This is a genomic window from Bacteroides sp. NSJ-39 (assembly GCF_014287315.1).
Lineage (GTDB): Bacteria > Bacteroidota > Bacteroidia > Bacteroidales > Bacteroidaceae > Bacteroides > Bacteroides finegoldii.
On record NZ_JACOOB010000013.1, the window covers coordinates 55,649 to 80,368 of the forward strand.

Consider the following 24,720-nt stretch of genomic DNA (forward strand, 5'->3'; position numbering starts at 1 on the left):
ACTGGTTTTATTATTGCAGTTGTCCCGCCGCTTTCAAATAAGCCACATAATTCACATACAATTGAAAATGAGCATCCACTTTCGTCTGATAAGCCTGTTGCCAGAGCACTTGCGCTTCCAGATAATCCGAAAGAGTTTCCAGTCCCACTTCATATTGCTTACCACTGACTTTCATATTCTCCTCTGCCTGTTCCAGCGAACGTTCGGAAAGTTCCGTTTCCAGCCGGGCCTCATCCAGATTATTGGCAGCTTGCATCAACTCCAGCAACATCTTCTCATTGGCATTTTCCTGTTCAAGACGAACTTGTTCCAACTTCACTCTGGCAGACTTTACCTTATTGGTACGCTCGCCAAAATGAAACAGAGGGACAGAGACATTCAGGAATACGGAGAAAGCCCCCTTTTTCATCAAAGTTTCATCATTAACTTCTAATCCGTGAAGGTAATCATAACTACCTCTGACGCCGATACGCGGCAATAGTTCACTACGATTCAGCTTTACTTCCTGCTCGGCAATGGCTATTTGTTTGTTCAAGATTCCATATTCGGGACGGGCGGTAATATCAGAAACCTGCACTTTCCATTCCTGCTCCACTTCCGGAAAATCATCAGATATATCAATCTGTGCTGTCAAAGGGCGTCCGATGCAATGACAGAGATTCATACCCGCAAGACGGAGGGCGTTATCAGCCTTTCGCAAAGAAAGTTCACTCTCGTTGAGCTTCACCTGCACTTTCAGTACATCATTTTGCGGTTTCATGCCATGCCGGTGAGCACTCTTCACATTTTTGAAAAGTTCCGTTAGTAAGGCATGATATTTTTCCGCCACTTTTCTCATTTCCTTGGCTTTCACTAACTGCACGTATGCTTTATCTGTATTCAGAATAACTTCCGAAGTAGTTAAGGCTTCGTTCAAGTGTGCCATTTCTTTTCCCAGTAGTGACATTTTATAGGCGGCACGGATTTTTCCTCCCATATAAAGAGGTTGCTCCACTTGTATACCGCCCGAGTAAACAGTTCCGACCTTATAATCCAGATTCAATCCGGGAAAATAAGCGAAACCGCTCGATACCAGTTCTCCGGTAGCAGGATTGGGCAAGAAAACCGGAAGGTTTCCTCCCGGAACTCCGAGACTTCCATCCGCTGTGCTATAAATACCCGTTCCGTTGGCTGTAAAATTAGGGAAGAAATTGGCTTTATAACTAAGAGACATCAATCGGGCTGCTTCCGTCTGCTTATTAGCGGCAGCCATATCCTTATTATATTTCAGTGCCATTTCACGGCATTGCGCCAGACTTAGTTTTTCTTGCGCGGCAAGAGAAACTGACAGGCCGAACAATACACCCGCTACACTAATGGCTACAAAAATTTCTTTTTTCATTTGTCTGTCTTTTTTATATGAAAGAATAATGCATACAAAATCGGGATAAAAAGCAACGTTATCAACGTGCCGAACAGCAACCCACCCATGATAGAAGCCGCCAACGAACCGAACATGGCATCCGGCAACAATGGAATCATTCCCAAAATCGTAGTCAGCGAAGCCATCATCACGGGACGGAGACGACTTTGCGAACTGTCTATCAATGCCGTCACAGGTTCTACTCCCTGATTAATTTGCAAAGTGATCTCATCCATCAAGACAATACCGTTCTTAATAATCATACCGATCAACCCCAATGTACCGACGATAGCCACAAAGTTGAATGTCTTCCCGGTAAGCAGCATTACGGCAACCACACCGACAAATACCAGCGGAATAGTACAGAAGATGATAACCGGTTTCCGGTAATCTTTGAACAGCATAATCAAAATAGAAATCATCAGAATGATAGCAAACGGGAAATTCTTGAACAGATATTGCATTGACTTTGTACTGGCGTTCCTCTCGCCTTGCCATTGAAGCCGATATCCGTCAGGCAGCGGAATCTGCTCAATCTGTGTGGCAATGGATTGCCGCGCCTTCTCCGTTTCTACCCCCGGAACAGGAGAACATTGCACCCGTTGGCTACGCTGCCCGTTATAACGGGGAACCACCGGATCTTCCCACTTCACATCGATCCGCTCACTGATTTGTTTCAACGGAGTTGTTCCCATCAACGTTTCCACCAGTTCTTCTTTCGATAGTGTTCCTGTCTTCAGCTTCATCATCATTTCCTGTGTCAGCAAACCGTTCAGAGAAGGAAGAGACGAGAATATCTGCGTATTGTCCAGGTTCTCAATCGGATTTCCGTGTTCGTCCAGGCAACGCAAGTAGATATTATCTTTGTGAATACCTTCATAGAAAGACCCGATAGGGATGCCGCTGGTAGCTGTCAATAAAGAAAGGCTTACATCGTTCCGGCTCAATCCGATAGCACGTGCCGTAGGCTGGTCATACTCAATAGTCAGCACCGGGATTTGCGGTTCCCAGTCCGTGGTAATCAGGTAAACATCCGGACAATTCTCCATAATCTTGCGGGCACTATCCGCCAACTGATGCAAAACAGCAGGGTCAGGACCGGTAAACTGCGCTTCAATAGGGTATTTTTTGAACATCAGGTTGTAGCGGTTCATCTTTACGTAAGCATCCGGATAATGTTGCGAAAGATATTGTTGAATTTCCGCCATGTTATCCACCAAATCATCCGGAGAGGTGAAGTCAATAATCAGTTCACCGTAAGATAAGGAGGGATTGGCTACGTTACGCACCAAGTTATAACGGGCAGGGGTACCACCGATAGAAGCAGTGACGTGTGTGACTTCCGGACGTTTTTTCAGGTAAGCTTCGATTTCCTCCAAGTCACGCGCCACGCGAGTGGAGTTAGTTCCTTCCGGCAATTTATATTCCATATAAAGCTGATCGTAGACCATATCCGGGAAAAAGCCCTGCTTCATGAAACGGTAACTGAAAGCTGAAAGTAATACCAAAGCGATCATTGTAAACACAAAGCTCCAACGATGCGCCAGACTGAATCTCAACAATGAACGGAGCACGGCATAAATCTTTCCTTCATACACACGCTTTCCGGCAGCAGCAGTTGTCGCAGAGATCTCCGGATGCAAAATCCGGTCGGCCATCAACGGAACGTGCACCAAGGCCAGCACCCAGCTAAGCAACAGGGAAACAGCGAGTACGATAAACAAATCGCGCGTATAGACGCCTGCCGTATCAGGCGACATAAAGATAGGGAGAAAAGCAATGATGGCAATCAGAGTAGCTCCCAGCAAAGGCATTGCTGTCTGCCGTCCGATAGCAGTCATTGCTTCCATCCGGCTCTTCCCGGCTTTCAAATCTACCAAAATACCGTCAATGATAACAATTGCGTTATCCACCAGCATCCCCATCGCAAGCACGAACGAGGCCAATGAAACACGCTGCATCGTACCATCCATAAAATAAAGGAACAGGAAGGAACCGAATACCGTCACTACCAGGCTGATACCGATAATCACCCCGCTCTTGAATCCCATAGCAATCATCAGGATAACGACTACGATAATCACAGATTCTATCAGATTAAGAATGAACGTCCCTAACGAAGTGCCTACGCGTTCCGGCTGATAGAAAACCTTATGACACTCTACTCCTGCCGGAAGGCGTTCAGCCTTTAGTTGCTCCAGTTTCTTTTCCACTCGATGCCCCACTTTAATAATGTCGGCATCCGGAGAAGCAGCCACCATGATTCCTATCGCACGCTGGCGGTCATAAAACAATTCGTTGCGGGTAGGGTCTTCATAATCTTTCTCAATACGGGCAATGTCACTCAACCGCAACTGATCGGCATCATGTCCCTGAATCAGCATACGACCGATGTCCTCCACCGTCTTAAACTTATCACTGACTGTCACCCGGATACGATTATCGCCATTATCATAATAACCAGTATAAGTAGTTTGGTTCTGTCCGTTCAATGTGGCTAGCACTTCGGCGGGTTTCACACCCAAGTTGGCCATCCGGTCTTGCAGGAGAGAGATGTTAATACATTCGGGACGTTTACCGTATAAGTCAACGCGCTCCACCCCATCCAGTTCGCTGACTTCACGTTTCACCAGTTCTGAATAATCAGATAGTTCCCTGTCGGAAAGTCCGTCACCCGTCAAAGCGAAAAACATTCCGTAGACATTGCCGAAATCATCTTTTACAATAGAAGGGCTGGCACCTTCGGGAAGTTCTGCCTGTGCGTTCGCCACTTTACGACGCAGCAGGTCCCAGCATTGCTCTACATCCGTCTCTTTGACAGTCGTTTTCAGTTCTACCTGAATCAAAGAGAGATCGTTGTAGGAATAACTTTCCACATTATCTATATTCCCCATGGAGCGGATATTTTTCTCCAGCACATCCGTCACTTCCAACTCTACCTGATGTGCAGACGCACCGGGATAGGTAGTGACTACCATAGCGAGCTTTACCGTTATTTCGGGATCCTCCAGTTTACTCATTTCATAACTGGAATAAGCTCCTCCTACAATCAGTACGGCAATCAGGAAGTAGATCAACTTCTTGTTCTCAAATGCCCATTTACTAATATCAATCATAGCAGTCCTCCCACATTGGTTTCAGTAGCCGGAAGAAGCGGCTCCACCTGTTCTCCCTCTTTTACATGATGTACCCCCGAAGCGACAACCAAGTCACCGGGATTCACTTCTCCTGAAGTAATCAGACATCTGCCGTCACTAAGCAGACGGGTTACTGTCACATCACAACGGCGAATAGCGTGACTGGAAGCATCATAAAGAAAGATACTCGTACGCCCGTTCTCACGAAGAATCGCTCCACCGGGAACCGACAGGTTACGCACATCTCCTTCACTACATTCGATAGTTACCATTGTATTCATACCGGGCGATGGCACTGCCTGTTTATCTTCTTTTTTCAGTTGAAGCCGCATGGTGTACAACTGATTGGCATTTGCCTTAGGGGTGACACTAATCAGTTCCAAAGCATATCTTTGATGAGGATAAATATCGAATGTACAATAGTAGCGGGTAAACTGCTGTCGACGAATATATTCCACTGCCGGAAGATTAATCTCTACCTCCGGGCTTCCCTCACTGATGATGGAAACGACGGGCATACCGGCAGCTACCGTCTCATGGGAATCAAAAAGACGTTTCTGTACATATCCGCTAAAAGGAGCATACAAACGGGTGTATGCCAACTGGTCTTTAGCATGGTTATATTTGGCGGTAATCTGTCTCAATCCGTACACGGCCTTATCGTTAGCATCCGGTGTTGTCACATTTTCCTTATAAAGTGCCATCACCCGTTCCGCCTCCGCTTTCACACTTTGATATTCTGCTTCTGCCACATCCAGCTGAATCCGATAGTCTGTCGGATCTAATTCTGCCAGTAATTGCCCTTTACGCACATAGGCACCGTCATTTACATGCATATACTGAATAGTACCACTCACCCGGAAAGACAGACTTATGTCCTGTGCCGCTTTCACCCGTCCCGGAAACTGCAAAGCTATTTGTCTGTCGGCAGAAAGTACGGTATCAATCTTCACTGCCGGCTTACTGTCTGTGTTTTGTACACGTTGCCCACACGAAGTCAACAGAACTGCTAAAAATCCTGTTAATAAGAAGTCTAATCGTCTCATATTTTCACTTATTAGTTAGTTGTCACAAAAGTATCCCAAGCAAACATGAGGAGAAAGGTTGATTTAGACGAAACATTGTTCTATTTGTACGTTAGCTAAGATAAAAAGCCGAAATAGTTTGCTATTTGTATTTATTTGTTTGTTACTTTGTAAGGAAATTCATTTCAACGAAAAGGAATATGGAACCACTGATGCCATTCAAGTATGTTATAATATCTCCGGAAGATACTTCCATGAAAGAAGGATGCATTATTTCCGAATTCAACCAATGCGGACTTTTCCTCTGCCAGAAAGGACAGGCGGAAATCCTGCTGGGAGGTAGACCATATCAGATTAACAAAAGGAATCTTTTCATATATACTGCAGCCAACCTTCTACAGATACGCCAAAGAAGCGCAGACCTGGAAGGAATCATGATAGAGGTCGATCTGGATTATATCATACCGATAGTAAACAAAGTAGCCAACTCGGAAAACTTGCTTTATTTGCGGGAAAATCCCTGTCTGTCACTTTCCGAAGAGCAATATACATTTGTAGAGAACTTGCTCAAATCTGTAGAAAAACGAATTAACAGGGAGAATATCTGTAACAGTTCCCGACAGAAACAACATTTAATTTCTGAATTAATCAAATCCTGGGGACAAGTGATATGCTATGAGTTATTAAACATCTATTTCAACAACGAACCGCAAACACCACTACCACAGGATAAAAAGGATAAGATTTTCCAAAATTTCATGATTACCCTCTATCGATATTATCATCAGGAACGGGATGTTACTTTCTATGCAAACAAGCAATGTCTGTCCGCCCGATATTTTTCTTCTGTCATCAAGGAGAAATCAGGGAGTAGTGCTTTGCAGTGGATTATACAGAATGTCATTACAGAAGCCAAATATCTGCTCGATAATACCGATTTAAGTATTAAGGAAATAGCGACCAAGCTCAACTTCCCCACACAATCATTCTTCGGGAAATATTTCAAGCAGTATGTCGGTATATCTCCTAAAGAATATCGGAACAAACTTATCAAACAGTAACTTTCTTAAACTGCCGGAACTGCCACCACAACATACCTCCGGATATAAGACTAGCCGCCAAATCTGCCACAGGCATACTGGCCCAAACACCCATTTGTCCATAATAATGAGGCAGGATCAATAAACAGGGCACTAAGAATAACATCTGTCGGGTCAGCGACAAGAAAATGGCTTTACTTGCCATTCCGATACTCTGGAAGAAGTTGGAAGCTACCATCTGAAAACCTACAATCGGATAGAAGAACACCACTACACGAAATCCCTTAGACGCAATACTGATTAATTCTGCGTCCGAAGTAAAAATGGAAGATACGATTTCCGGAATGAACATACCTATCAGGAAACCAATCGTTGTCACTACAGTTGCACAATAAATGGTTACTTTCAGTACTTCCGTCACACGAGGATAGAGCTTCGCACCAAAATTATATCCCGCAATGGGCTGCATCCCCTGGTTCAGTCCCAATACAATCATAATAAAGACAAAAACAATACGATTAACAATACCGAATGCACCGATCGCCAAATCACCTCCATGCTCTTTTAATCCCTGATTAATCAGAATCACAATAAAGCAAGACGCCATATTCATCAGGAAGGGAGACATACCGATAGCCAATGAATCCAACACGATCTTCCGTTTCAAACGGAAAATACCTTTTTTCAATCGTATCAGTTCGTCTTTGCGACAGAACAGATGAAGCTGCCAGACCAAAGCGATCAACTGCGCACAAACCGTAGCTGTGGCCGCCCCGCGAATTCCCCAGTCGAATACAAAAATAAACAAAGGTGCAAGTAATACATTGATTAACACGGTCGTGATGGTTGCCACCATCGCTTTCTGCGGATGTCCCGAGGCACGAAGCACTGCATTTAGCCCCAAATATAAATGAGTTACCACATTTCCCAGCAGAATAACCTGCATAAATTCGCGGGCATATTTGACAGTCTCATCACTTCCGCCGAAAAAATAAAGTATCGGATCAAGAAAAGGCAGAACGACCAGCGTAAAAGAGATACCTATAATAAGGTTTAATACAAACACATTTCCCAAAACCCGCTGTGCGGTATCATAATCTTTCTGGCCCAACTTCACAGAAATCAATGTAGCCGCACCTACCCCTACCAGAGAGCCAAAAGCCGCAGCAAGATTCATTAGCGGAAAGGTTAATGCCAACCCGGAGATAGCCATCGCCCCTACTCCATGACCGATGAAAATACTATCTACCATATTATAAAGAGAAGACGCCGTCATGGCGATAATTGCCGGAATGGCATACTGCATTAAAAGCTTTCCAATCTTTTCCGTACCCAACGCAGTGGGTGTCTTTTGTCCTGTCATACCTATTAGTTTGAGGGTGCAAAGATACAAAAAAGAGACGGATTACAGGATATATGAGAAAAGTTTCGTATTTTTGCCCACAAAATTGAGTTAATACGTAACGAAATGAATATATTAGAACTAAGTGAACAGGAAATTATTCGACGTAACAGTCTGAATGAGCTTCGTGCAATGGGTATTGATCCATACCCTGCAGCAGAGTATGTAACCAATGCTTTCTCTACAGATATTAAAGCTGAATTTAAAGACGACGAAGAGCCACGCCAGGTTTCCGTAGCCGGCCGTATCATGAGCCGTCGCGTGATGGGTAAAGCCTCTTTCGTTGAATTGCAGGACTCTAAAGGTCGCATCCAGGTGTACATCACCCGTGATGATATCTGTCCGGGAGAAGACAAAGAACTGTACAACGCTGTATTTAAACGCCTGCTCGACTTAGGTGACTTTATCGGTATCGAAGGTTTCGTGTTCCGCACACAAATGGGTGAAATCAGCATCCATGCAAAGAAACTGACTGTACTGGCAAAGTCTATTAAACCGTTGCCAATCGTTAAATACAAAGACGGAGTAGCTTACGACTCTTTTGAAGATCCCGAACTCCGTTATCGCCAACGCTATGTGGACCTGGTAGTAAATGACGGTATCAAAGAAACATTCCTGAAACGCGCCACTGTAGTGAAAACTTTGCGCAATGTTTTGGATGAGGCTGGTTACACGGAAGTGGAAACTCCTATCCTGCAATCTATTGCCGGTGGAGCCAGTGCACGCCCGTTCATCACTCACCATAACTCATTGGATATAGACCTTTACTTGCGCATCGCAACGGAGCTTTATCTGAAACGACTGATCGTAGGTGGTTTTGAAGGTGTATATGAAATAGGTAAGAACTTCCGTAACGAGGGCATGGATAAAACTCACAATCCGGAATTTACCTGTATGGAACTTTATGTTCAGTACAAGGATTACAACTGGATGATGAATTTCACCGAAAAACTGCTGGAACGTATCTGTATCGCTGTAAACGGCTGTACGGAAAGCGTTGTTGACGGAAAAACGATCAGTTTCAAAGCTCCTTACCGCCGCCTGCCTATCCTGGATGCTATCAAAGAAAAGACAGGATACGACCTGAACGGCAAGAGCGAAGAAGAAATCCGCCAAGTTTGCAAGGAACTGAAAATGGAGGAAATCGACGAGACAATGGGTAAAGGCAAGCTGATTGATGAAATCTTCGGAGAATTCTGCGAAGGTACGTATATCCAGCCGACTTTCATCACCGATTATCCGGTTGAAATGTCTCCGCTGACCAAGATGCATCGTTCTAAACCGGGACTGACCGAACGTTTCGAGTTAATGGTGAACGGTAAAGAGCTGGCTAATGCTTACTCGGAATTGAATGACCCGCTGGATCAGGAAGAACGTTTCAAAGAGCAGATGCGTTTGGCCGACAAGGGAGACGATGAAGCGATGATTATCGATCAGGACTTCTTGCGCGCTTTACAATATGGTATGCCTCCTACATCGGGTATCGGTATCGGTATCGACCGCCTGGTAATGTTAATGACCGGACAGACCACTATTCAGGAAGTATTATTCTTCCCGCAAATGCGCCCGGAAAAAGTAGTGAAAAAAGACGCTGCCGCTAAATATATGGAATTGGGAATCGCAGAAGACTGGGTTCCGGTGATCCAGAAAGCCGGTTACAACACTGTAGCTGACATGAAAGATGTCAATCCGCAGAAGTTGCACCAGGACATCTGTGGTATCAACAAAAAATATAAATTAGAGCTTACCAATCCGTCGGTAAACGACGTAACTGAGTGGATTAACAAACTTAAATAAGTTGAGAGTTGAAAGTTAAGAGTTGAAAGTTGTTATCTGAATAACATTTTCAAGTCTTAACTTTCAACTTTCAACTTTCAACTTTCAATTAGAAATGAAATTACCCGGCAAGATAGCGATAATGGGCGGAGGAAGTTGGGCTACAGCCATCGCAAAGATGTGTCTGGCTCAAGAAGACTCTATCAATTGGTATATGCGACGCGATGACCGCATCGCAGATTTCAAGAGATTAGGGCATAATCCGGCCTATCTAACAGGAGTGAAATTCGATACCAAACGTATCTCTTTCAGTTCCAATATCAACGATATTGTGAAAGAATCGGATACACTAATCTTCGTCACTCCCTCCCCTTATCTGAAGGCACACTTGAAAAAGCTGAAAACCAAGATTAAAGATAAATTTATCATTACCGCTATCAAAGGAATCGTACCCGACGACAATGTTATCGTGTCCGAATACTTCACTAAGGAATATGGCGTACCACCTGAAAACATCGCTGTGCTGGCAGGTCCCTGCCATGCGGAAGAAGTGGCTTTGGAACGTCTTTCTTATCTAACCATCGCTTGTCCCGACAAGGATAAGGCACGTATTTTTGCGCGCAGATTGGGAAGCAGTTTTATCAAAACTTCGGTCAGCGACGACGTTTCGGGTATAGAATACAGTTCGGTGCTGAAAAATGTATATGCCATTGCTGCCGGTATTTGTAGCGGGTTGAAATATGGTGACAACTTTCAAGCTGTGTTGATTTCCAACGCCATACAGGAAATGAACCGTTTTCTAAACACGGTACACCCGTTGAACAGAAACGTAGATGAATCTGTTTATCTGGGGGACTTGCTGGTGACCGGTTATTCCAATTTCAGCCGTAACCGTACATTCGGCACGATGATAGGCAAAGGATATTCCGTGAAGAGTGCACAAATTGAAATGGAAATGATTGCGGAAGGTTACTATGGTACGAAGTGTATCAAGGAAATCAACAAACATCATCATGTCAATATGCCCATATTGGACGCTGTTTACAACATCCTGTACGAGCGTATCTCGCCCACGATCGAGATTAAATTATTAACTGATTCTTTTAGATAACCTTATAAACAAAAACGATATGATAAACTTGAACATTGAAAAGACATTTGGATTTATCTCCAAAGAAAAAGTTTCTGCTTACGAAGCTGAGGTTAAAGCCGCACAGGAAATGCTTGAAAAAGGAACAGGCAAAGGTAATGACTTTTTAGGATGGTTGCACTTGCCTTCTTCTATCACTAAAGAACACCTGGCTGACTTGAATGCTACTGCAAAGGTTTTGAGAGATAACTGCGAGGTAGTAATCGTTGCCGGTATCGGTGGCAGCTACTTGGGAGCACGTGCCGTCATCGAGGCTCTGTCCAACAGCTTTACCTGGTTGCAGAATAAGAAGGCTGATCCGATCATGATTTATGCCGGACATAATATCAGCGAAGATTATTTGTATGAACTCACTGAATATCTGAAAGACAAGAAGTTCGGTGTTATTAATATCTCCAAATCAGGAACTACAACTGAAACAGCACTCGCTTTCCGTTTGCTGAAAAAACAATGTGAAGACCAACGCGGTAAAGAAACTGCCAAGAAGGTAATCGTTGCCGTTACGGACGCAAAAAAGGGTGCTGCCCGTGTCACAGCCGACAAGGAAGGATATAAAACGTTCATCATCCCCGATAACGTGGGCGGACGTTTTTCTGTACTGACTCCGGTAGGTTTACTGCCGATTGCAGTTGCCGGATTCGACATTGAGAAACTGGTTGCCGGTGCTGCCGATATGGAAAAGGTATGTGGCTCTGACGTTGCTTTTGCTGAAAATCCTGCCGCTATCTATGCCGCGACCCGTAACGAGTTATACAGAAATGGCAAGAAGATTGAAATTCTCGTTAACTTCTGCCCGAAACTACACTATGTGAGCGAATGGTGGAAACAACTTTACGGGGAATCTGAAGGAAAAGACAATAAAGGTATTTTCCCTGCATCGGTGGATTTTTCAACTGACCTTCACTCTATGGGCCAATGGATTCAGGAAGGTGAACGTTCTATCTTCGAAACTGTAATCTCGGTAGAGAAGGTAAATCATAAACTGGAAGTTCCTTCTGACGAAGCAAATCTGGATGGCTTGAACTTCTTAGCCGGCAAGCGCGTGGATGAAGTAAACAAAATGGCGGAATTGGGTACTCAATTGGCTCATGTTGATGGCGGTGTACCTAATATGCGTATCGTTCTTCCGGAACTGACCGAGTACAATATCGGCGGTCTGCTTTATTTCTTTGAAAAGGCTTGTGGTATCAGTGGCTATCTGCTGGGCGTCAATCCTTTCAACCAGCCAGGTGTGGAAGCATACAAAAAGAATATGTTTGCTTTACTGAACAAGCCGGGTTATGAAGAAGAATCTAAAGCGATTCAGGCAAGACTGTAAGTAATATTATTTAAATGCAAAATTAACGCAGATTTTCGCAAAGGAACCTTCTTATAAAGAAGTCTGATCTGCGAGAATCTGCGTTAATTCTGCGTTTAAACCAATAAACTGCAATCAGCTATCAATTTTCTTTTTCATTCGTTGTTTTCAGTCCGATGACTTCTTCAGCTCCTTCACACTCAGCTTTGGAGGAAAGATAAAATTCCAATTTCACGTCACCGTTCTCATCAACATGTTCGATGGTGGCTCGAACTATAACCTGACTTTGTGTCACGCCGTCTTTGAAACGCAGTTGCCCTTTATCTTCATCCGTCAGATTTCCCTCAGTCGAAACTTCCTCCTCTTTATAAATAAGCTTAGTAGCCAATTCTTCATCATTCTGAAGTTTGAATGTTTTTAATTCAGCTCCGTTACCGTCCAAAAGTAAAAGAGCTTCCACCTCATCCCCCACTTTCAGAGTCGGCAAATTATCCATCTTATTGGCATAGTCTTCTCCTTCAACGCTATTATTGTCAGAATCAACCTTAATAGATAGCTTCTCTATTTTAATGATAGGACTCTCCCCACCATCGGAGCAGGCGCCTAGAAACAATGGTAGCAGTAATAATACTCTCTTTTTCATGCTATCGTCTAATTTTATAATGCTACAAAAATACATATTATCTTCTAAATAGCAAAAAATGTGTAACTTTGTGCTTCAAAACTAATTAATAGGTGTTTAGATATGTCTCAGAAAAAGATAAAAGCTGTCCTATTCGATATGGACGGTGTGCTCTTTAACTCTATGCCTTACCACTCTGAAGCTTGGCATAATGTAATGAAATCGCATGGACTTACTCTTAGTCGCGAAGAAGCTTATATGCACGAAGGACGAACGGGAGCCGCTACTATCAATATTGTATTCCAACGCGAATTGGGTAGGGAGGCAACACAGGAAGAAATAGAAAGTATCTATCAAGAGAAGAGTGTTTTATTCAATTCTTACACAGAAGCCGAGCGGATGCCCGGCGCATGGGAGTTGCTGCAAAAAATAAAAAATGAAGGACTGGTTCCTATGGTAGTGACAGGCTCCGGACAGTTGTCTTTGCTCGAACGGCTGGAACACAACTTTCCCGGAATGTTTCATAAAGAACTGATGGTAACAGCTTTTGATGTGAAATATGGGAAACCAAATCCGGAACCTTATTTGATGGCTCTTAAAAAAGGCGGACTGAAAGCCGATGAAGCCGTAGTTATAGAAAACGCTCCTTTAGGAGTGGAAGCCGGACATAAAGCTGGTATATTCACTATCGCTGTTAATACAGGTCCGTTAGATGGTCAGGTTCTGCTGGATTCCGGAGCTGATTTATTGTTTCCTTCCATGCAAGCCTTATGCGATGAATGGGACAACTGCTTAATTCACCTAGATTCTATCTAAGTTAACACCAATTCCACTATGCAAAAGTTATTGTCTTTACCCCCAAATTTAATTCATTGCTTTCATGAACTGGAAGAAGTAAATCGTACCGATTGGTTTTGCACATCTGATCCTGTTGGAAGCAAACTAGGCTCCGGTGGTGGAACCACATGGCTACTGCAAGCCTGTCATCAGGAATTTGCTCCACAAGTTCCTTTCAGTGATTGGATAGGACGAGAGAAAAGAATATTACTCCATGCGGGCGGACAAAGCCGTCGTCTGCCAAGTTATGGTCCTTCCGGCAAGATACTGACTCCGATCCCAATCTTCAGTTGGGAACGGGGACAAAAGCTAGGACAGAACCTGCTGTCGCTGCAACTGCCGCTATATGAAAGAATCATGAAACAAGCTCCCGACGGGCTGAATACTTTGATAGCGAGCGGCGATGTATATATCCGTTCGGAAAAGCCACTGCAAGACATTCCGAATGTAGACGTGGTATGTTACGGTTTATGGGTAAATCCTTCATTAGCAACACATCACGGTGTGTTTGTTTCTAATCGGGAAAGTCCGGAGATTCTCGATTTCATGTTACAGAAACCTTCTCTTGAAGACTTGGAAAGCCTGTCGAAGACACATCTCTTCTTGATGGATATCGGTATCTGGATTTTAAGTGACCGTGCCATTGAAGTATTAATGAAACGGTCATTAAAAAGTGGAACGAGCGATATTAACTATTATGACTTATATTCGGACTACGGCCTGGCTTTGGGAAAACACCCTAAAACGAAAGATGAAGAAATCAACCGCTTATCGGTAGCAATCCTGCCACTGCCCGGTGGAGAATTTTATCATTACGGCACAAGCCACGAATTGATATCTTCTACTTTGACCATACAGGATAAGGTACGCGACCAACGGAAAATCATGCATCGTAAAGTAAAACCGAATCCGGCTATTTTCATTCAGAATTCCATCACACAGATATCTCTTTCCGCCAACAATGCTAATTTGTGGATCGAAAACAGCTATGTGGGAAAAGAATGGAAACTGGGATCTCGCCAAATCATAACGGGAGTTCCGGAAAACCATTGGAATATAACTATTCCTGACAATGTCTGCATCGATATCATCCCTATCGGAGAACATGATTTCATAGCACGCCCGTACGGGTTGGATGACATATTCAAGGGGGCCCTGAACAATGAAACGACTATGTATCTCAATATCCCTTTTTCACAGTGGATGCAAGAAAGAGGACTTGACTGGGAAGCAATCGAAGGCCGGACGGATGATTTACAATCGGTCGCTATCTTCCCAAGAACCAATTCCATTGAGGAATTGGGAATAGTACTCCGGTGGATGACATCGGAACCACAATTAGAAAAAGGGAAAGAACTTTGGAAGAAATCCGTGAAAGTTTCTGCTGATGAAATCTCGGCAAATGCCAATCTCAAACGTCTTTACACCCAACGTCGCAATTATCGATGTGAGAATTGGAAAGGCTTGGCAGCCAATTATGAGAAGAGTGTTTTCTATCAGCTTGATTTACAGGATGCTGCCAACGAGTTTGTACATTTAGACTTGGAAACTCCCGACATTCTGAAAGAAGATGCGGCTCCGATGGTACGGATACATAACCGAATGCTCCGTGCACGGATTATGAAATTACGTGGAAACGGCGAATGGCAGAAAGAAGAACAAGCAGCTTTCCAACTTCTCCGCGATGGTTTACTAGGAGCAATGTCCACACGAAAAAATCATCCGGCACTCAGCGTTTATTCCGATCAAATCGTATGGGGACGTAGCCCTGTCCGAATTGACATGGCAGGAGGATGGACGGATACACCTCCTTATTCTCTTTATTCGGGAGGAAGTGTTGTCAATCTCGCCATTGAATTAAACGGTCAGCCACCCTTGCAGGTATATGTAAAACTGTGCAAGGAATTCCACATTGTTCTTCGTTCTATAGATATGGGAGCTATGGAGGTCATAAGTAATTATGATGAACTGCAAGACTACAAGAAAGTAGGTTCTCCGTTTTCTATTCCCAAAGCTGCTCTTACTTTGGCAGGTTTCGCTCCTGCATTCTCTGCCGAACGTTACACCTCACTGAAAGAGCAATTGAAAGCTTTTGGTTCGGGCCTCGAAATAACATTATTAGCAGCTATTCCTGCCGGTTCAGGTTTGGGAACAAGTTCTATTTTGGCTTCTACCGTACTCGGAGCAATCAATGACTTCTGCGGACTGGCTTGGGATAAAAACGAAATTTGCAGTTATACACTTGTATTGGAACAGTTATTGACCACAGGAGGCGGATGGCAGGATCAATACGGCGGTGTCTTCTCTGGCGTCAAGCTGCTTCAATCCGAAGCAGGTTTCGAACAAAATCCATTGGTACGATGGCTGCCCGACCAGCTATTTGTTCATCCCGACTATCGTGACTGCCACTTATTATATTACACAGGAATCACCCGCACAGCCAAAGGTATTCTGGCAGAAATAGTCAGTTCCATGTTCCTTAATTCAGGCACACATCTGAGTCTATTGGCGGAAATGAAAGCACACACTATGGATATGAGCGAAGCTATCCTCCGTAGTAATTTCACTAATTTCGGCAATCTGGTGGGCAAAACTTGGATACAGAACCAAGCATTGGATTGTGGAACAAATCCACCGGCAGTAGCTGCCATTATCGAAAAGATCAAAGATTATACGTTAGGATATAAACTGCCGGGTGCAGGTGGTGGTGGCTATCTGTATATGGTAGCCAAAGATCCACAAGCCGCAGGACTGATTCGTCGGATTCTGACTGAAGAGGCTCCAAATCCACGTGCCCGCTTTGTAGAAATGTCTCTTTCCGATAAAGGACTTCAGATTTCAAGAAGTTAAAATCTCAAATTAAAGCCTGGACATAGGAATCATCCGTCATGTCCAGGCTCTAAATTTCAATTCTCATAATTGGTTCGTTTACAGATTAATACTTGAGATTACTGTAAAATAAATTAAAAGAACGATAAAGATGATAGCTCCAACAATCAACACAATACTAGACCATTTCTTTTTTCCAGCTTCTTCCATAATAAGCAAAATCTAGGGTTAATACAAATTATCATCATTGCAAAAATAATATTTTATACGGAAATATAGATTGCATTAAACAACTTATTCGTATAATTTGGATTAAATTATGCAAGTATAAAGTAAAAGATTAAAGTAAAAGATGGTATCGATTCATGAAAGAAGAGGTATGAAATCAATATGAAAGAGAAGTAAATTCAGTCTTCGGAGTTTACGATTAAATATGAATTTAAGGTCAACAATAGATCAACAATAAGACATATTAGACAAGATTTAGTCCAATTTTGACTTTAAAATAATAGTCACCTAAAAAAGAAACCCCTCAACAATCAACTGATTATCAAGGGATTTCTTCGTGACCCCGGTGCGATTCAAACGCACGACCTTCAGAACCGGAATCTGACGCTCTATTCACTAAGCTACGGGGCCATTTTTTAAAATGCGAAGCAAAAGTATAAAAAATCTTCTCATCTTCCTAATGTTTCTCCTTTTTTTATAGTTCTTAAGGCAATCCATCTTATTAAGAGTTTGTTATTTTGAAATGATTTAGAGCATATACTTTATCAATTTGACAATCTTTTAGAGATTTACCATTACATATATCAATTTTATTCCTATCTTTGCCGACAATTAACATTCAACAAATCTATGAGTTACTTGATAAAACCTAAGAACTATAAACCACTACTCGACCTCAAACAGACCGAGCTAGGAATTAAACAAATAAAAGAGTTCTTCCAATTAAACTTATCATCCGAATTACGTCTCAGACGTGTAACAGCCCCCTTGTTTGTATTAAAAGGAATGGGTATCAATGATGACTTAAATGGAATTGAACGTCCTGTCTCTTTCCCCATCAAAGACTTGGGAGACGCACAGGCAGAAGTGGTTCATTCATTGGCCAAATGGAAAAGACTAACTTTAGCTGATTACCACATTGAACCGGGATATGGCATTTATACGGATATGAATGCCATTCGCTCGGATGAAGAACTGGGTAATCTACATTCTCTATATGTGGATCAATGGGACTGGGAACGCGTTATCACCGATGAAGACAGAAACATACACTTCCTAAAAGAAATCGTAAACCGTATTTATGCGGCCATGATTCGCACCGAATATATGGTATACGAAATGTATCCCCAAATTAAACCTTGTTTGCCACAAAAGCTACATTTTATTCATTCAGAGGAGTTACGCCAACTCTATCCTAACTTGGAACCTAAATGCCGTGAGCATGCCATCTGCCAAAAATACGGTGCTGTATTCATCATTGGTATAGGATGCAAATTGAGTGATGGTAAAAAACATGACGGACGCGCGCCGGATTACGATGATTATACAACAATCGGACTGAATAATTTACCCGGATTAAACGGTGACCTTCTTCTGTGGGACGACGTGCTGCAACGTTCCATCGAATTATCATCAATGGGTATACGTGTAGACAAGGAGGCTCTACAACGACAATTAAGAGAAGAAAAAGAAGAGAAAAGACTGGAACTTTATTTCCATAAACGTTTGATGAACGACACACTTCCATTATCCATCGGTGGAGGTATCGGTCAATCTCGCTTGTGTATGTTTTACCTTCGTAAAGCCCATATCGGAGAGATACAAGCCAGTATTTGGCCTGAAGATATGCGCAAGGAATGCGAAGAACTAGAAATTCACCTTATATAATTATCATGAACGTACAAATTGAAGAAAGCTGGAAAGCACATTTAGCACCTGAATTCGACAAAGACTACTTTCGGACATTAACAGATTTCGTCAGAAACGAATATAGTCAATATCAGATATTTCCTCCGGGAAGACTGATTTTCAATGCTTTCAACCTTTGTCCTTTCGACAAAGTGAAAGTTGTAATTATAGGGCAAGATCCTTATCATGGTCCCGGTCAAGCACATGGCCTCTGCTTTTCCGTAAATGACGGAGTTCCTTTCCCTCCTTCATTGGTAAATATCTTCAAAGAGATTAAAGCGGATCTTGGTACCGATGCACCTGTTACGGGTAACTTAACACGTTGGGCCGAGCAAGGAGTTCTGCTCCTCAACGCTACCCTAACTGTGCGGGCTCATCAAGCCGGTTCACACCAAAATCGGGGATGGGAAGTCTTTACTGACGCAGCCATCCGCACGTTAGCAGAAAATAGAGAAAATATCGTATTTATCTTGTGGGGATCATACGCACAAAAGAAAGGGGCTTTTATCGACCGCAACAGACATTTAGTACTCACATCAGCACACCCCTCTCCCCTTTCTGCTTACAATGGTTTTTTCGGCAACAAACATTTCAGCCGGGCAAACGATTATTTGAAGGCACACGGAAAAACAGAAATTATCTGGTAGAAAGTTTGCAATAATATATAAAAAGTGGCGGCATTTTTCTTTCGTAATAAATGCCGCCATTTTTTATATATTCACCTATTTTAGTACCATTGAATATTACTCTGAGTCTGGCTTCTCTGCTCATACTTCAAGTCTTGCAAGATACTTGCATTCGCACGGATTGTCACATTGTAGTATTTCCAACGTCCGAAAGGCGAAAGACTGGCAGACAAGTTGAAACAATGCAAATCACGTGTGATAGTACAAGAGGTTTGCGTAATTTCTTTTGCCTGAAAATCATAACCGGAATTGAATGAGAGCGACCAATTATTGGAGATCTTCACATTTCCATTCGCATTGATATTATGTGTGTAGGTATAAGGATATCTCATTGAATGACGATTAATCGGCTTCGATCTATCCTCACGAATATTAAATGAGTAACTAAGACTTAATGACCACGGCATTTTAAACACTTGATAACCATCCGCATCAGCCGCGGCTTTCTCTACTTTCTTAGTTGTAGCCTCTTCTTCATCGCTCCCGTCTGAATCTTCATCCTCCTCGTCTCCTTTTTTCTTATCCTTCCCCTGTTCCTCTTTCGGTCCGAACCATTTCTTCCAGGTATCGTTGTTGAAAGTATAATTAAAAGAAGATCCATAGCCTTGAAAACGTCCGAAACGCCCATAAGACCATTCTGTACGATTGCCGGTAACCACATTACCATTTTTATCGAACGTGTAGGCATAAGTAGCGAATGACGCATTCATATTGAACGTATAATTCTTGGTCAGTTTCAAACGGAGATTCATACTCAAATCACTCCATGGCCGTTCTTTGGCTGCCATATTATAAGACATACTCGCTCCAAATTCATCGATTAAGCTCACCTTTTTCAGTGTATCTTTCTTTGCATCATAATACTTCATTTCCAGATTATTGGAAATAGAGAAACTAACCGTACCCGAACCTTCACGCGAAGGCACACCGTAAGGCTGTCCAGTGAAAGGTGAATAATATTGCGTGTTACCATTATAGTCTGTGTATTCCTCCCAATATTTACTGAATCCCGGAGCACCGCTCAAACTCACTTGCGGAGTAAATACGTGGCGGATTTGTATTTCTTTCTTCTTTGCGAAAAGAGGTTTATACATACCATAAAGCTTCGTGCTCAGGCTCAAACTTGCCGAATAGTTAGACACTCGGTAGAAACCGTTCAACGTATCACCCGGCAACGACTCCAATCTGTGATCCACTTCATTATACTGCTGATTAATTTTACGGGTATACCAACGTTCCGTATAATTAACTGAAGGAGAAACCTGCAAATACTTGAACAATGTAAAAGTAGCACTGATAGGAATATTATGATTCATTGCATTTTCCCACTCGCTCAGCCCTGCTTTAAACAAACGGTCATCCTTTGTACGAATACTGTTTGTCAGACGTCCGGTATAACTAATGGATATCTTTTCATACCAACGTTCGGCTCCCGCAGCCTTCTTGCGTTTGAATGGAAACAGACGGCTCAATGTAATATTAAGGTCGGGCAAGGTTACCGCAATAGAAGAATCACGCATTGTCTGAGCGATATTGGTCGTCCCGGAAAGCGTCAGGCCGATATCGGGAAAACTACGTGAATAACTGATACTTGATGTTTTCGTATTCTGAGTCAGCAACTGAGAGTTGTAGAGGTTGTTGATATTAGAACGTTCGTAACTACTGGTCGAGAAATTTACACTGGCCGAGAAAGTACTGTTCGGACTGGCTTTAGCGTCTTGACGATGATTCCAAACAATTTTAAAGTCTTTAGATACCGCATAGTCCGGCATCCCCTTGTCACCCGTTTTGGTGACCTGATAATCCGCCTGCAACGTCCCGGAATATTTATAGCGTTTATTATAGTTTGTCAACCCGGAAAGCCTCCATGAACCTTTTGTAAAGATATCTCCCGTCATCTTCAAATCCATAATATCACTGATAGCAAAATAATATCCTCCGTTAGCCAAACCGAAACCACGGCTGGAGTCGTCCATGTAAGTCGGCATTATAAAACCGGATGAATAACTACTAGAGAACGGAAAAAAGAAAAACGGTACAGCCAATGGCAAAGGAACATCTTCCACTACCAAATAAGCAGGTCCTGTCACCACATTCTTTTTAGGACGCACTTTTGCACGAGTCAGCTGCATATAGAAGTGAGGATGATCATGATGATCGCAAGTTGTATAGCGACCGTGTTCCATAAAGATTTCATCATTGGCCCCTTTCTTAGCTTTGCTTCCGGTCACATAACCTTCACCTTGCTGAGTGACAATATCGGTAATCCCGGCTTTTTTAGTTTTGAAATTATAGCGGATAGTCTCCGTATCATAAGAAGTATCCCCTTCCTTGAAGACCGGTTTACCTTTCTCCACTCCGGTAGAATCTTTAATACCGTATGCATGAACCGTACTGCTGTCAAGATTCATCGAGATAACCTCCGCAGCTAACTCTATATTCTGGTAGTTCACTTTTCCACTACCATAAAGTGTGGCCGATCCTCCCAATGTAAAAACAGTGGAGTCGTTGGATTCATAAACAACCGGTGCATCGAGCGGTTGCTTCTTCTTAACAGGTGCTATAGAATCAATGCGTACCGTAACCGTATCTGCCTTCAACGAATCGCTTCCTTGTAGTGAATCTTTTTGTGCAGTATTGGAGGTAATCATTCCTCTCCTTCGACGTTGAGACGTAGCCTCATCGGGAAGCATCAGTAAGACAATCAGCAGTATAAATGATATAAGTATTCTTGCTTTCAATGGCGCCATTAACTAATAGTTTACGCTTGAAGTGGCAAAAGTACACAAACTTCACCAATTATGAGTTAGAATCTCCGTTATTTAATTATTTTTTAGTGCTATAAAAAGAGAGAGCACCATCTGTCAAAACGGTTTAGCCCTTCTTCACCATATTTTGCAATACTATTCCGTGCTTTCTCCACCGTCTTTTCCTCATCCAAATGAGTCTTAGAAAAGAACTTATCCGCAAAACAAATCAATTGCTCTTCCAATGTGACAGGAAGCATCTCACGGTGAGGTACCGGAAGTTGCTGATCAATAATATCCTGCAAGGAAAGACCGGCTCCTGTATGGCGTTCACAAACTAACGCATGTTGAGGAAAACCTTCAGCACGCAAAATTTCAGCTCCTAAATATCCATGAGCAATATAAGGATGAGTACCGAAACATCGAATGGACGGAGCATCTGTCTGAAAGATACCGATATCATGCAAAAGAGCGGCCTCTTTCACAAAGCTCCGGTTCAAATGCAACTCCGGATGTGCATCTAGCATCTTCATAGCCTTTCCTGACACTGAAAGGCTGTGTATTACTAAGATTTGTCGCTGTTCCGTATTCTCCGGATAATACTTATCAATGATTTCGTATGGATTCATGTGTCGTTTTTTTGTTCTCTTGATGAGAAATTAATATTTTTGTGCAATATTACAAAAAAATACCGACATGCAAGCTAGAACTTTGCTCATTCTTTTTTTTCTACTCGCTATATCCCCTTCAGGATATACCCACAGTAAGATAACAACCGGTGCAGAACATATCGCACAATACTTATCACTTATTCAAGGCAAACGTGTCGGAATGGTAGTCAATCACACTTCTATTGTAGGAATAGAACAGACTCATCTGCTCGACACCTTATTAAAGTTGGATATAAAAATAGTGAAAGTATTTGCCCCTGAACACGGTTTTCGTGGCAATACGGATGCGGGCGAAACAGTAAAGGATGGAAAGGACCTACGCACCGGTATCCCTATTATTTCACTTTATGGCAATAATAAGAAGCCTACCGCCGGTCAATTAAAAGACATTGATGTCATCTTGTTTGATATCCAAGATGTAGGAGCACGCTTTTATACCTACATCAGTACAATGTACTATGTCATGGAGGCTTGTGCAGAAAACAGAAAGGAAATGCTCGTACTGGATCGGCCTAACCCGTGTGACTATATAGACGGTCCGATACTCAAATCCCCCTATCGGAGTTTTGTTGGTATGCTTCCCATTCCTATACTTCATGGATGTACCATAGGCGAGCTGGCGCAAATGATAAACGGAGAAGGATGGATTGCCAACAAAAAAAACGCCTGCTTATTAAAAGTAATTCCAATGACAGGCTGGAAACATGGAGAACCCTATTCGCTTCCGATTAAACCTTCTCCTAATCTGCCCAATGACCAGTCTATTCGTTTGTATGCATCACTTTGTCCTTTTGAGGCAACCCACATCAGCGTAGGACGGGGAACAACCTTTCCTTTTCAGGTATTAGGTGCACCCAATAAAAAATATGGCAGTTTCGTTTTCACTCCTCGTTCCCTGCCCGGATTCGACAAGAATCCATTACATCAAGGAATAGCTTGTTACGGAGAAGACTTACGGAACAACGCGAATATTAGTGGTTTTACCCTTTACTACTTCCTACGTTTTTATCAAATATCAGGTGAAGGGACCGGATTCTTTTCCCGACCCCGATGGTTTGATTTACTTATGGGAACCGACACGGTGCGCAAAGCTATTCTCAGAGGAGAATCTGAAGAAACTATTCGAAATAGTTGGAAAAAAGAATTACAGGCTTATCGGGAGACGAGAAAGAAGTATCTGCTTTATTGATTCTCTTCTCGCTTTCTTTTCTTCCACAATTGCCAACTATTAATGATATTTTGCCACAAAACATACGATCCAGGTGCAACAGCAGACAATGGATTCAGATAAGTATGGGCCATCCAGATAGCTAGAATCGTATTTTTCTGCCCTAATGCCTGTCCGCCACTGATGCGGTCGTTATAAATAGAGCCGATAGTCTTTCCAAAAAAGAACTGTAAACAACAAGCTGCCAATGCTCCAACAGCAATCATAATTTCAGTAAATCCATCCGCAGGGTCATTCAATAACGAATACAGCGTCTGTGCCGTCACGATAGCTAGCGAAACTGCCCACAAGTAGAAAGCAAGTTCATGATAACTCAATAATTTCCGATGTATTTTTGGCAAAAATTTGCTCAATAACCATGCAGCCAGAAACGGACAAATCAGTAGAGGAAATACTTTGCTTAAAATAACAAAGAACGCTTCCAAAAAACTAACATCAGGATGAACCTCCACTAATGGAAAAAGAATAGGTACCGCAATGGCAGCTCCGATATTAGCAAGTAACGTATAAGTGGTCAGACTTGCCGCACTCCCACCCAGTTTCGAAGTTATCACGGCAGCAGCAGTGGCTGTCGGACAAATAATACAAACCATCACCCCTTCCGCCACAATCTTATCAAACCGAAACAACAGCAAATAAGCAGCCAACGCCCCGATAATCTGAATCAGTAATAACCATACATGAAGCGGCCTAAGCTTTAAATCGCGCGGAGATACCTTACAGAATGTCAACAGCAACATCGTAAAGATAAGATACGGAGTCAGAAAAGAGAGGCAGATAAATAACGGATAACCCACAGCACCCACCAACATGGCAATAGGCAATGTCCAATTCTTCAAAAACTTAAGCATCGTCATACATTTTAACTTCGGAACGCAAAGTAACGGAGATTTCAGGAAAAAAGCTATCATTAAACCGAAAAAAACACAAAACTTAATGGCAAATAATAAGTTT

At 42.7% G+C, this 24,720-nt stretch carries 17 protein-coding genes and 1 tRNA gene; 9 read left to right on the top strand and 9 right to left on the bottom strand.

Features of this window, described 5'->3' with window-relative positions; translation table 11 throughout:
• Positions 1-10: 10 nt before the first annotated feature.
• Genes H8S63_RS14355 through H8S63_RS14365 form a run of 3 tightly spaced genes read right to left on the bottom strand, consistent with a single transcriptional unit; the run spans position 11 to position 5,585 of the window.
• Positions 11-1,381: a TolC family protein gene (locus tag H8S63_RS14355; protein WP_186927189.1), complete on the bottom strand. Its 1,371-nt coding sequence runs from the start codon at positions 1,379-1,381 to the stop codon at positions 11-13.
• On the bottom strand, positions 1,378-4,518 hold the full coding sequence (locus H8S63_RS14360) for an efflux RND transporter permease subunit (RefSeq protein ID WP_186927190.1): 3,141 nt from the start codon (positions 4,516-4,518) through the stop codon (positions 1,378-1,380). The genes H8S63_RS14355 and H8S63_RS14360 overlap by 4 nt, the downstream gene beginning before the upstream one ends.
• Entirely contained in the window at positions 4,515-5,585 is a 1,071-nt protein-coding gene (locus H8S63_RS14365) for an efflux RND transporter periplasmic adaptor subunit (protein WP_186927191.1), read from the bottom strand. Before H8S63_RS14365 ends, H8S63_RS14360 begins: the two co-directional genes overlap by 4 nt.
• Positions 5,586-5,764: 179 nt before the next feature.
• On the opposite strand from H8S63_RS14365, the gene H8S63_RS14370 reads away from it, so the two are divergent.
• A complete protein-coding gene (locus tag H8S63_RS14370; RefSeq protein ID WP_004299381.1) occupies positions 5,765-6,625 on the top strand; it encodes a helix-turn-helix domain-containing protein in 861 nt (286 codons plus the stop codon).
• On the opposite strand, the gene H8S63_RS14375 is transcribed toward H8S63_RS14370, so the two are convergent.
• Positions 6,615-7,967, bottom strand: coding sequence for an MATE family efflux transporter (locus H8S63_RS14375; RefSeq protein ID WP_004299380.1), 1,353 nt, complete (start codon positions 7,965-7,967; stop codon positions 6,615-6,617). The two genes, H8S63_RS14370 and H8S63_RS14375, sit on opposite strands and share 11 nt — an antisense overlap.
• Positions 7,968-8,072: 105 nt before the next feature.
• Here H8S63_RS14375 and lysS point away from each other — a divergent pair, with 105 nt between their 5' ends.
• From lysS to H8S63_RS14390, 3 genes are all read left to right on the top strand, one after another.
• Positions 8,073-9,803 (top strand): lysine--tRNA ligase, encoded by a 1,731-nt coding sequence (lysS, locus tag H8S63_RS14380; protein WP_186927192.1) that lies wholly within the window; start codon positions 8,073-8,075, stop codon positions 9,801-9,803.
• Between the two features lie 94 nt (positions 9,804-9,897).
• Positions 9,898-10,893, top strand: a complete 996-nt coding sequence (locus H8S63_RS14385; RefSeq protein ID WP_007751851.1) for an NAD(P)H-dependent glycerol-3-phosphate dehydrogenase — start codon at positions 9,898-9,900, stop codon at positions 10,891-10,893.
• 19 nt (positions 10,894-10,912) lie between these two features.
• Entirely contained in the window at positions 10,913-12,250 is a 1,338-nt protein-coding gene (locus H8S63_RS14390; RefSeq protein ID WP_186927193.1) for a glucose-6-phosphate isomerase, read from the top strand.
• 121 nt (positions 12,251-12,371) lie between these two features.
• Here the strand turns inward: H8S63_RS14390 and H8S63_RS14395 are convergent, their stop codons facing one another.
• On the bottom strand, positions 12,372-12,872 hold the full coding sequence (locus tag H8S63_RS14395; RefSeq protein WP_186927194.1) for a DUF5035 domain-containing protein: 501 nt from the start codon (positions 12,870-12,872) through the stop codon (positions 12,372-12,374).
• 102 nt (positions 12,873-12,974) lie between these two features.
• On the opposite strand from H8S63_RS14395, the gene H8S63_RS14400 reads away from it, so the two are divergent.
• A complete protein-coding gene (locus H8S63_RS14400) occupies positions 12,975-13,667 on the top strand; it encodes an HAD family hydrolase (RefSeq protein ID WP_007767008.1) in 693 nt (230 codons plus the stop codon).
• An 18-nt stretch (positions 13,668-13,685) separates the two neighbouring features.
• Positions 13,686-16,538, top strand: coding sequence for a bifunctional fucokinase/fucose-1-phosphate guanylyltransferase (locus H8S63_RS14405; protein ID WP_186927195.1), 2,853 nt, complete (start codon positions 13,686-13,688; stop codon positions 16,536-16,538).
• Between the two features lie 545 nt (positions 16,539-17,083).
• Here the strand turns inward: H8S63_RS14405 and H8S63_RS14410 are convergent.
• Positions 17,084-17,156, bottom strand: a tRNA-Arg gene (locus H8S63_RS14410).
• A 219-nt stretch (positions 17,157-17,375) separates the two neighbouring features.
• On the opposite strand from H8S63_RS14410, the gene asnA reads away from it, so the two are divergent.
• Together asnA and ung are read left to right on the top strand one after the other, a co-directional pair.
• A complete protein-coding gene (gene asnA / locus H8S63_RS14415; RefSeq protein ID WP_186927196.1) occupies positions 17,376-18,413 on the top strand; it encodes an aspartate--ammonia ligase in 1,038 nt (345 codons plus the stop codon).
• A 5-nt stretch (positions 18,414-18,418) separates the two neighbouring features.
• Positions 18,419-19,081 (top strand): uracil-DNA glycosylase, encoded by a 663-nt coding sequence (ung, locus tag H8S63_RS14420; RefSeq protein WP_186927197.1) that lies wholly within the window; start codon positions 18,419-18,421, stop codon positions 19,079-19,081.
• An 80-nt stretch (positions 19,082-19,161) separates the two neighbouring features.
• Here ung and H8S63_RS14425 read toward each other — a convergent pair whose 3' ends face one another.
• Both H8S63_RS14425 and H8S63_RS14430 read right to left on the bottom strand, forming a co-directional pair.
• Positions 19,162-21,870 (bottom strand): putative LPS assembly protein LptD, encoded by a 2,709-nt coding sequence (locus H8S63_RS14425; RefSeq protein ID WP_007767018.1) that lies wholly within the window; start codon positions 21,868-21,870, stop codon positions 19,162-19,164.
• Between the two features lie 89 nt (positions 21,871-21,959).
• Positions 21,960-22,496 (bottom strand): HDIG domain-containing metalloprotein, encoded by a 537-nt coding sequence (locus tag H8S63_RS14430; protein ID WP_007767021.1) that lies wholly within the window; start codon positions 22,494-22,496, stop codon positions 21,960-21,962.
• 67 nt (positions 22,497-22,563) lie between these two features.
• On the opposite strand from H8S63_RS14430, the gene H8S63_RS14435 reads away from it, so the two are divergent.
• A complete protein-coding gene (locus H8S63_RS14435) occupies positions 22,564-23,727 on the top strand; it encodes an exo-beta-N-acetylmuramidase NamZ domain-containing protein (RefSeq protein WP_186927198.1) in 1,164 nt (387 codons plus the stop codon).
• On the opposite strand, the gene H8S63_RS14440 is transcribed toward H8S63_RS14435, so the two are convergent.
• The gene (locus H8S63_RS14440) at positions 23,721-24,677 is read right to left on the bottom strand and encodes a bile acid:sodium symporter family protein (protein WP_186927199.1); all 957 of its coding nucleotides are present in this window, start codon (positions 24,675-24,677) and stop codon (positions 23,721-23,723) included. The genes H8S63_RS14435 and H8S63_RS14440 overlap by 7 nt on opposite strands.
• Positions 24,678-24,720 lie beyond the last annotated feature (43 nt).

Bases quoted from the DNA above. Each gene is read 5' to 3' on its own strand.
- lysS (WP_186927192.1), top strand. From the start codon at position 8,073: ATGAATATATTAGAACTAAGTGAACAGGAAATTATTCGACGTAACAGT.
- H8S63_RS14400 (WP_007767008.1), top strand. From the start codon at position 12,975: ATGTCTCAGAAAAAGATAAAAGCTGTCCTATTCGATATGGACGGTGTG.
- asnA (WP_186927196.1), top strand. From the start codon at position 17,376: ATGAGTTACTTGATAAAACCTAAGAACTATAAACCACTACTCGACCTC.
- H8S63_RS14430 (WP_007767021.1), bottom strand. From the start codon at position 22,496: ATGAATCCATACGAAATCATTGATAAGTATTATCCGGAGAATACGGAA.
- H8S63_RS14395 (WP_186927194.1), bottom strand. From the start codon at position 12,872: ATGAAAAAGAGAGTATTATTACTGCTACCATTGTTTCTAGGCGCCTGC.
- H8S63_RS14370 (WP_004299381.1), top strand. From the start codon at position 5,765: ATGGAACCACTGATGCCATTCAAGTATGTTATAATATCTCCGGAAGAT.
- H8S63_RS14365 (WP_186927191.1), bottom strand. From the start codon at position 5,585: ATGAGACGATTAGACTTCTTATTAACAGGATTTTTAGCAGTTCTGTTG.
- H8S63_RS14375 (WP_004299380.1), bottom strand. From the start codon at position 7,967: ATGACAGGACAAAAGACACCCACTGCGTTGGGTACGGAAAAGATTGGA.
- H8S63_RS14440 (WP_186927199.1), bottom strand. From the start codon at position 24,677: ATGATAGCTTTTTTCCTGAAATCTCCGTTACTTTGCGTTCCGAAGTTA.
- H8S63_RS14385 (WP_007751851.1), top strand. From the start codon at position 9,898: ATGAAATTACCCGGCAAGATAGCGATAATGGGCGGAGGAAGTTGGGCT.
- H8S63_RS14390 (WP_186927193.1), top strand. From the start codon at position 10,913: ATGATAAACTTGAACATTGAAAAGACATTTGGATTTATCTCCAAAGAA.
- H8S63_RS14360 (WP_186927190.1), bottom strand. From the start codon at position 4,518: ATGATTGATATTAGTAAATGGGCATTTGAGAACAAGAAGTTGATCTAC.
- ung (WP_186927197.1), top strand. From the start codon at position 18,419: ATGAACGTACAAATTGAAGAAAGCTGGAAAGCACATTTAGCACCTGAA.
- H8S63_RS14405 (WP_186927195.1), top strand. From the start codon at position 13,686: ATGCAAAAGTTATTGTCTTTACCCCCAAATTTAATTCATTGCTTTCAT.
- H8S63_RS14355 (WP_186927189.1), bottom strand. From the start codon at position 1,381: ATGAAAAAAGAAATTTTTGTAGCCATTAGTGTAGCGGGTGTATTGTTC.
- H8S63_RS14435 (WP_186927198.1), top strand. From the start codon at position 22,564: ATGCAAGCTAGAACTTTGCTCATTCTTTTTTTTCTACTCGCTATATCC.
- H8S63_RS14425 (WP_007767018.1), bottom strand. From the start codon at position 21,870: ATGGCGCCATTGAAAGCAAGAATACTTATATCATTTATACTGCTGATT.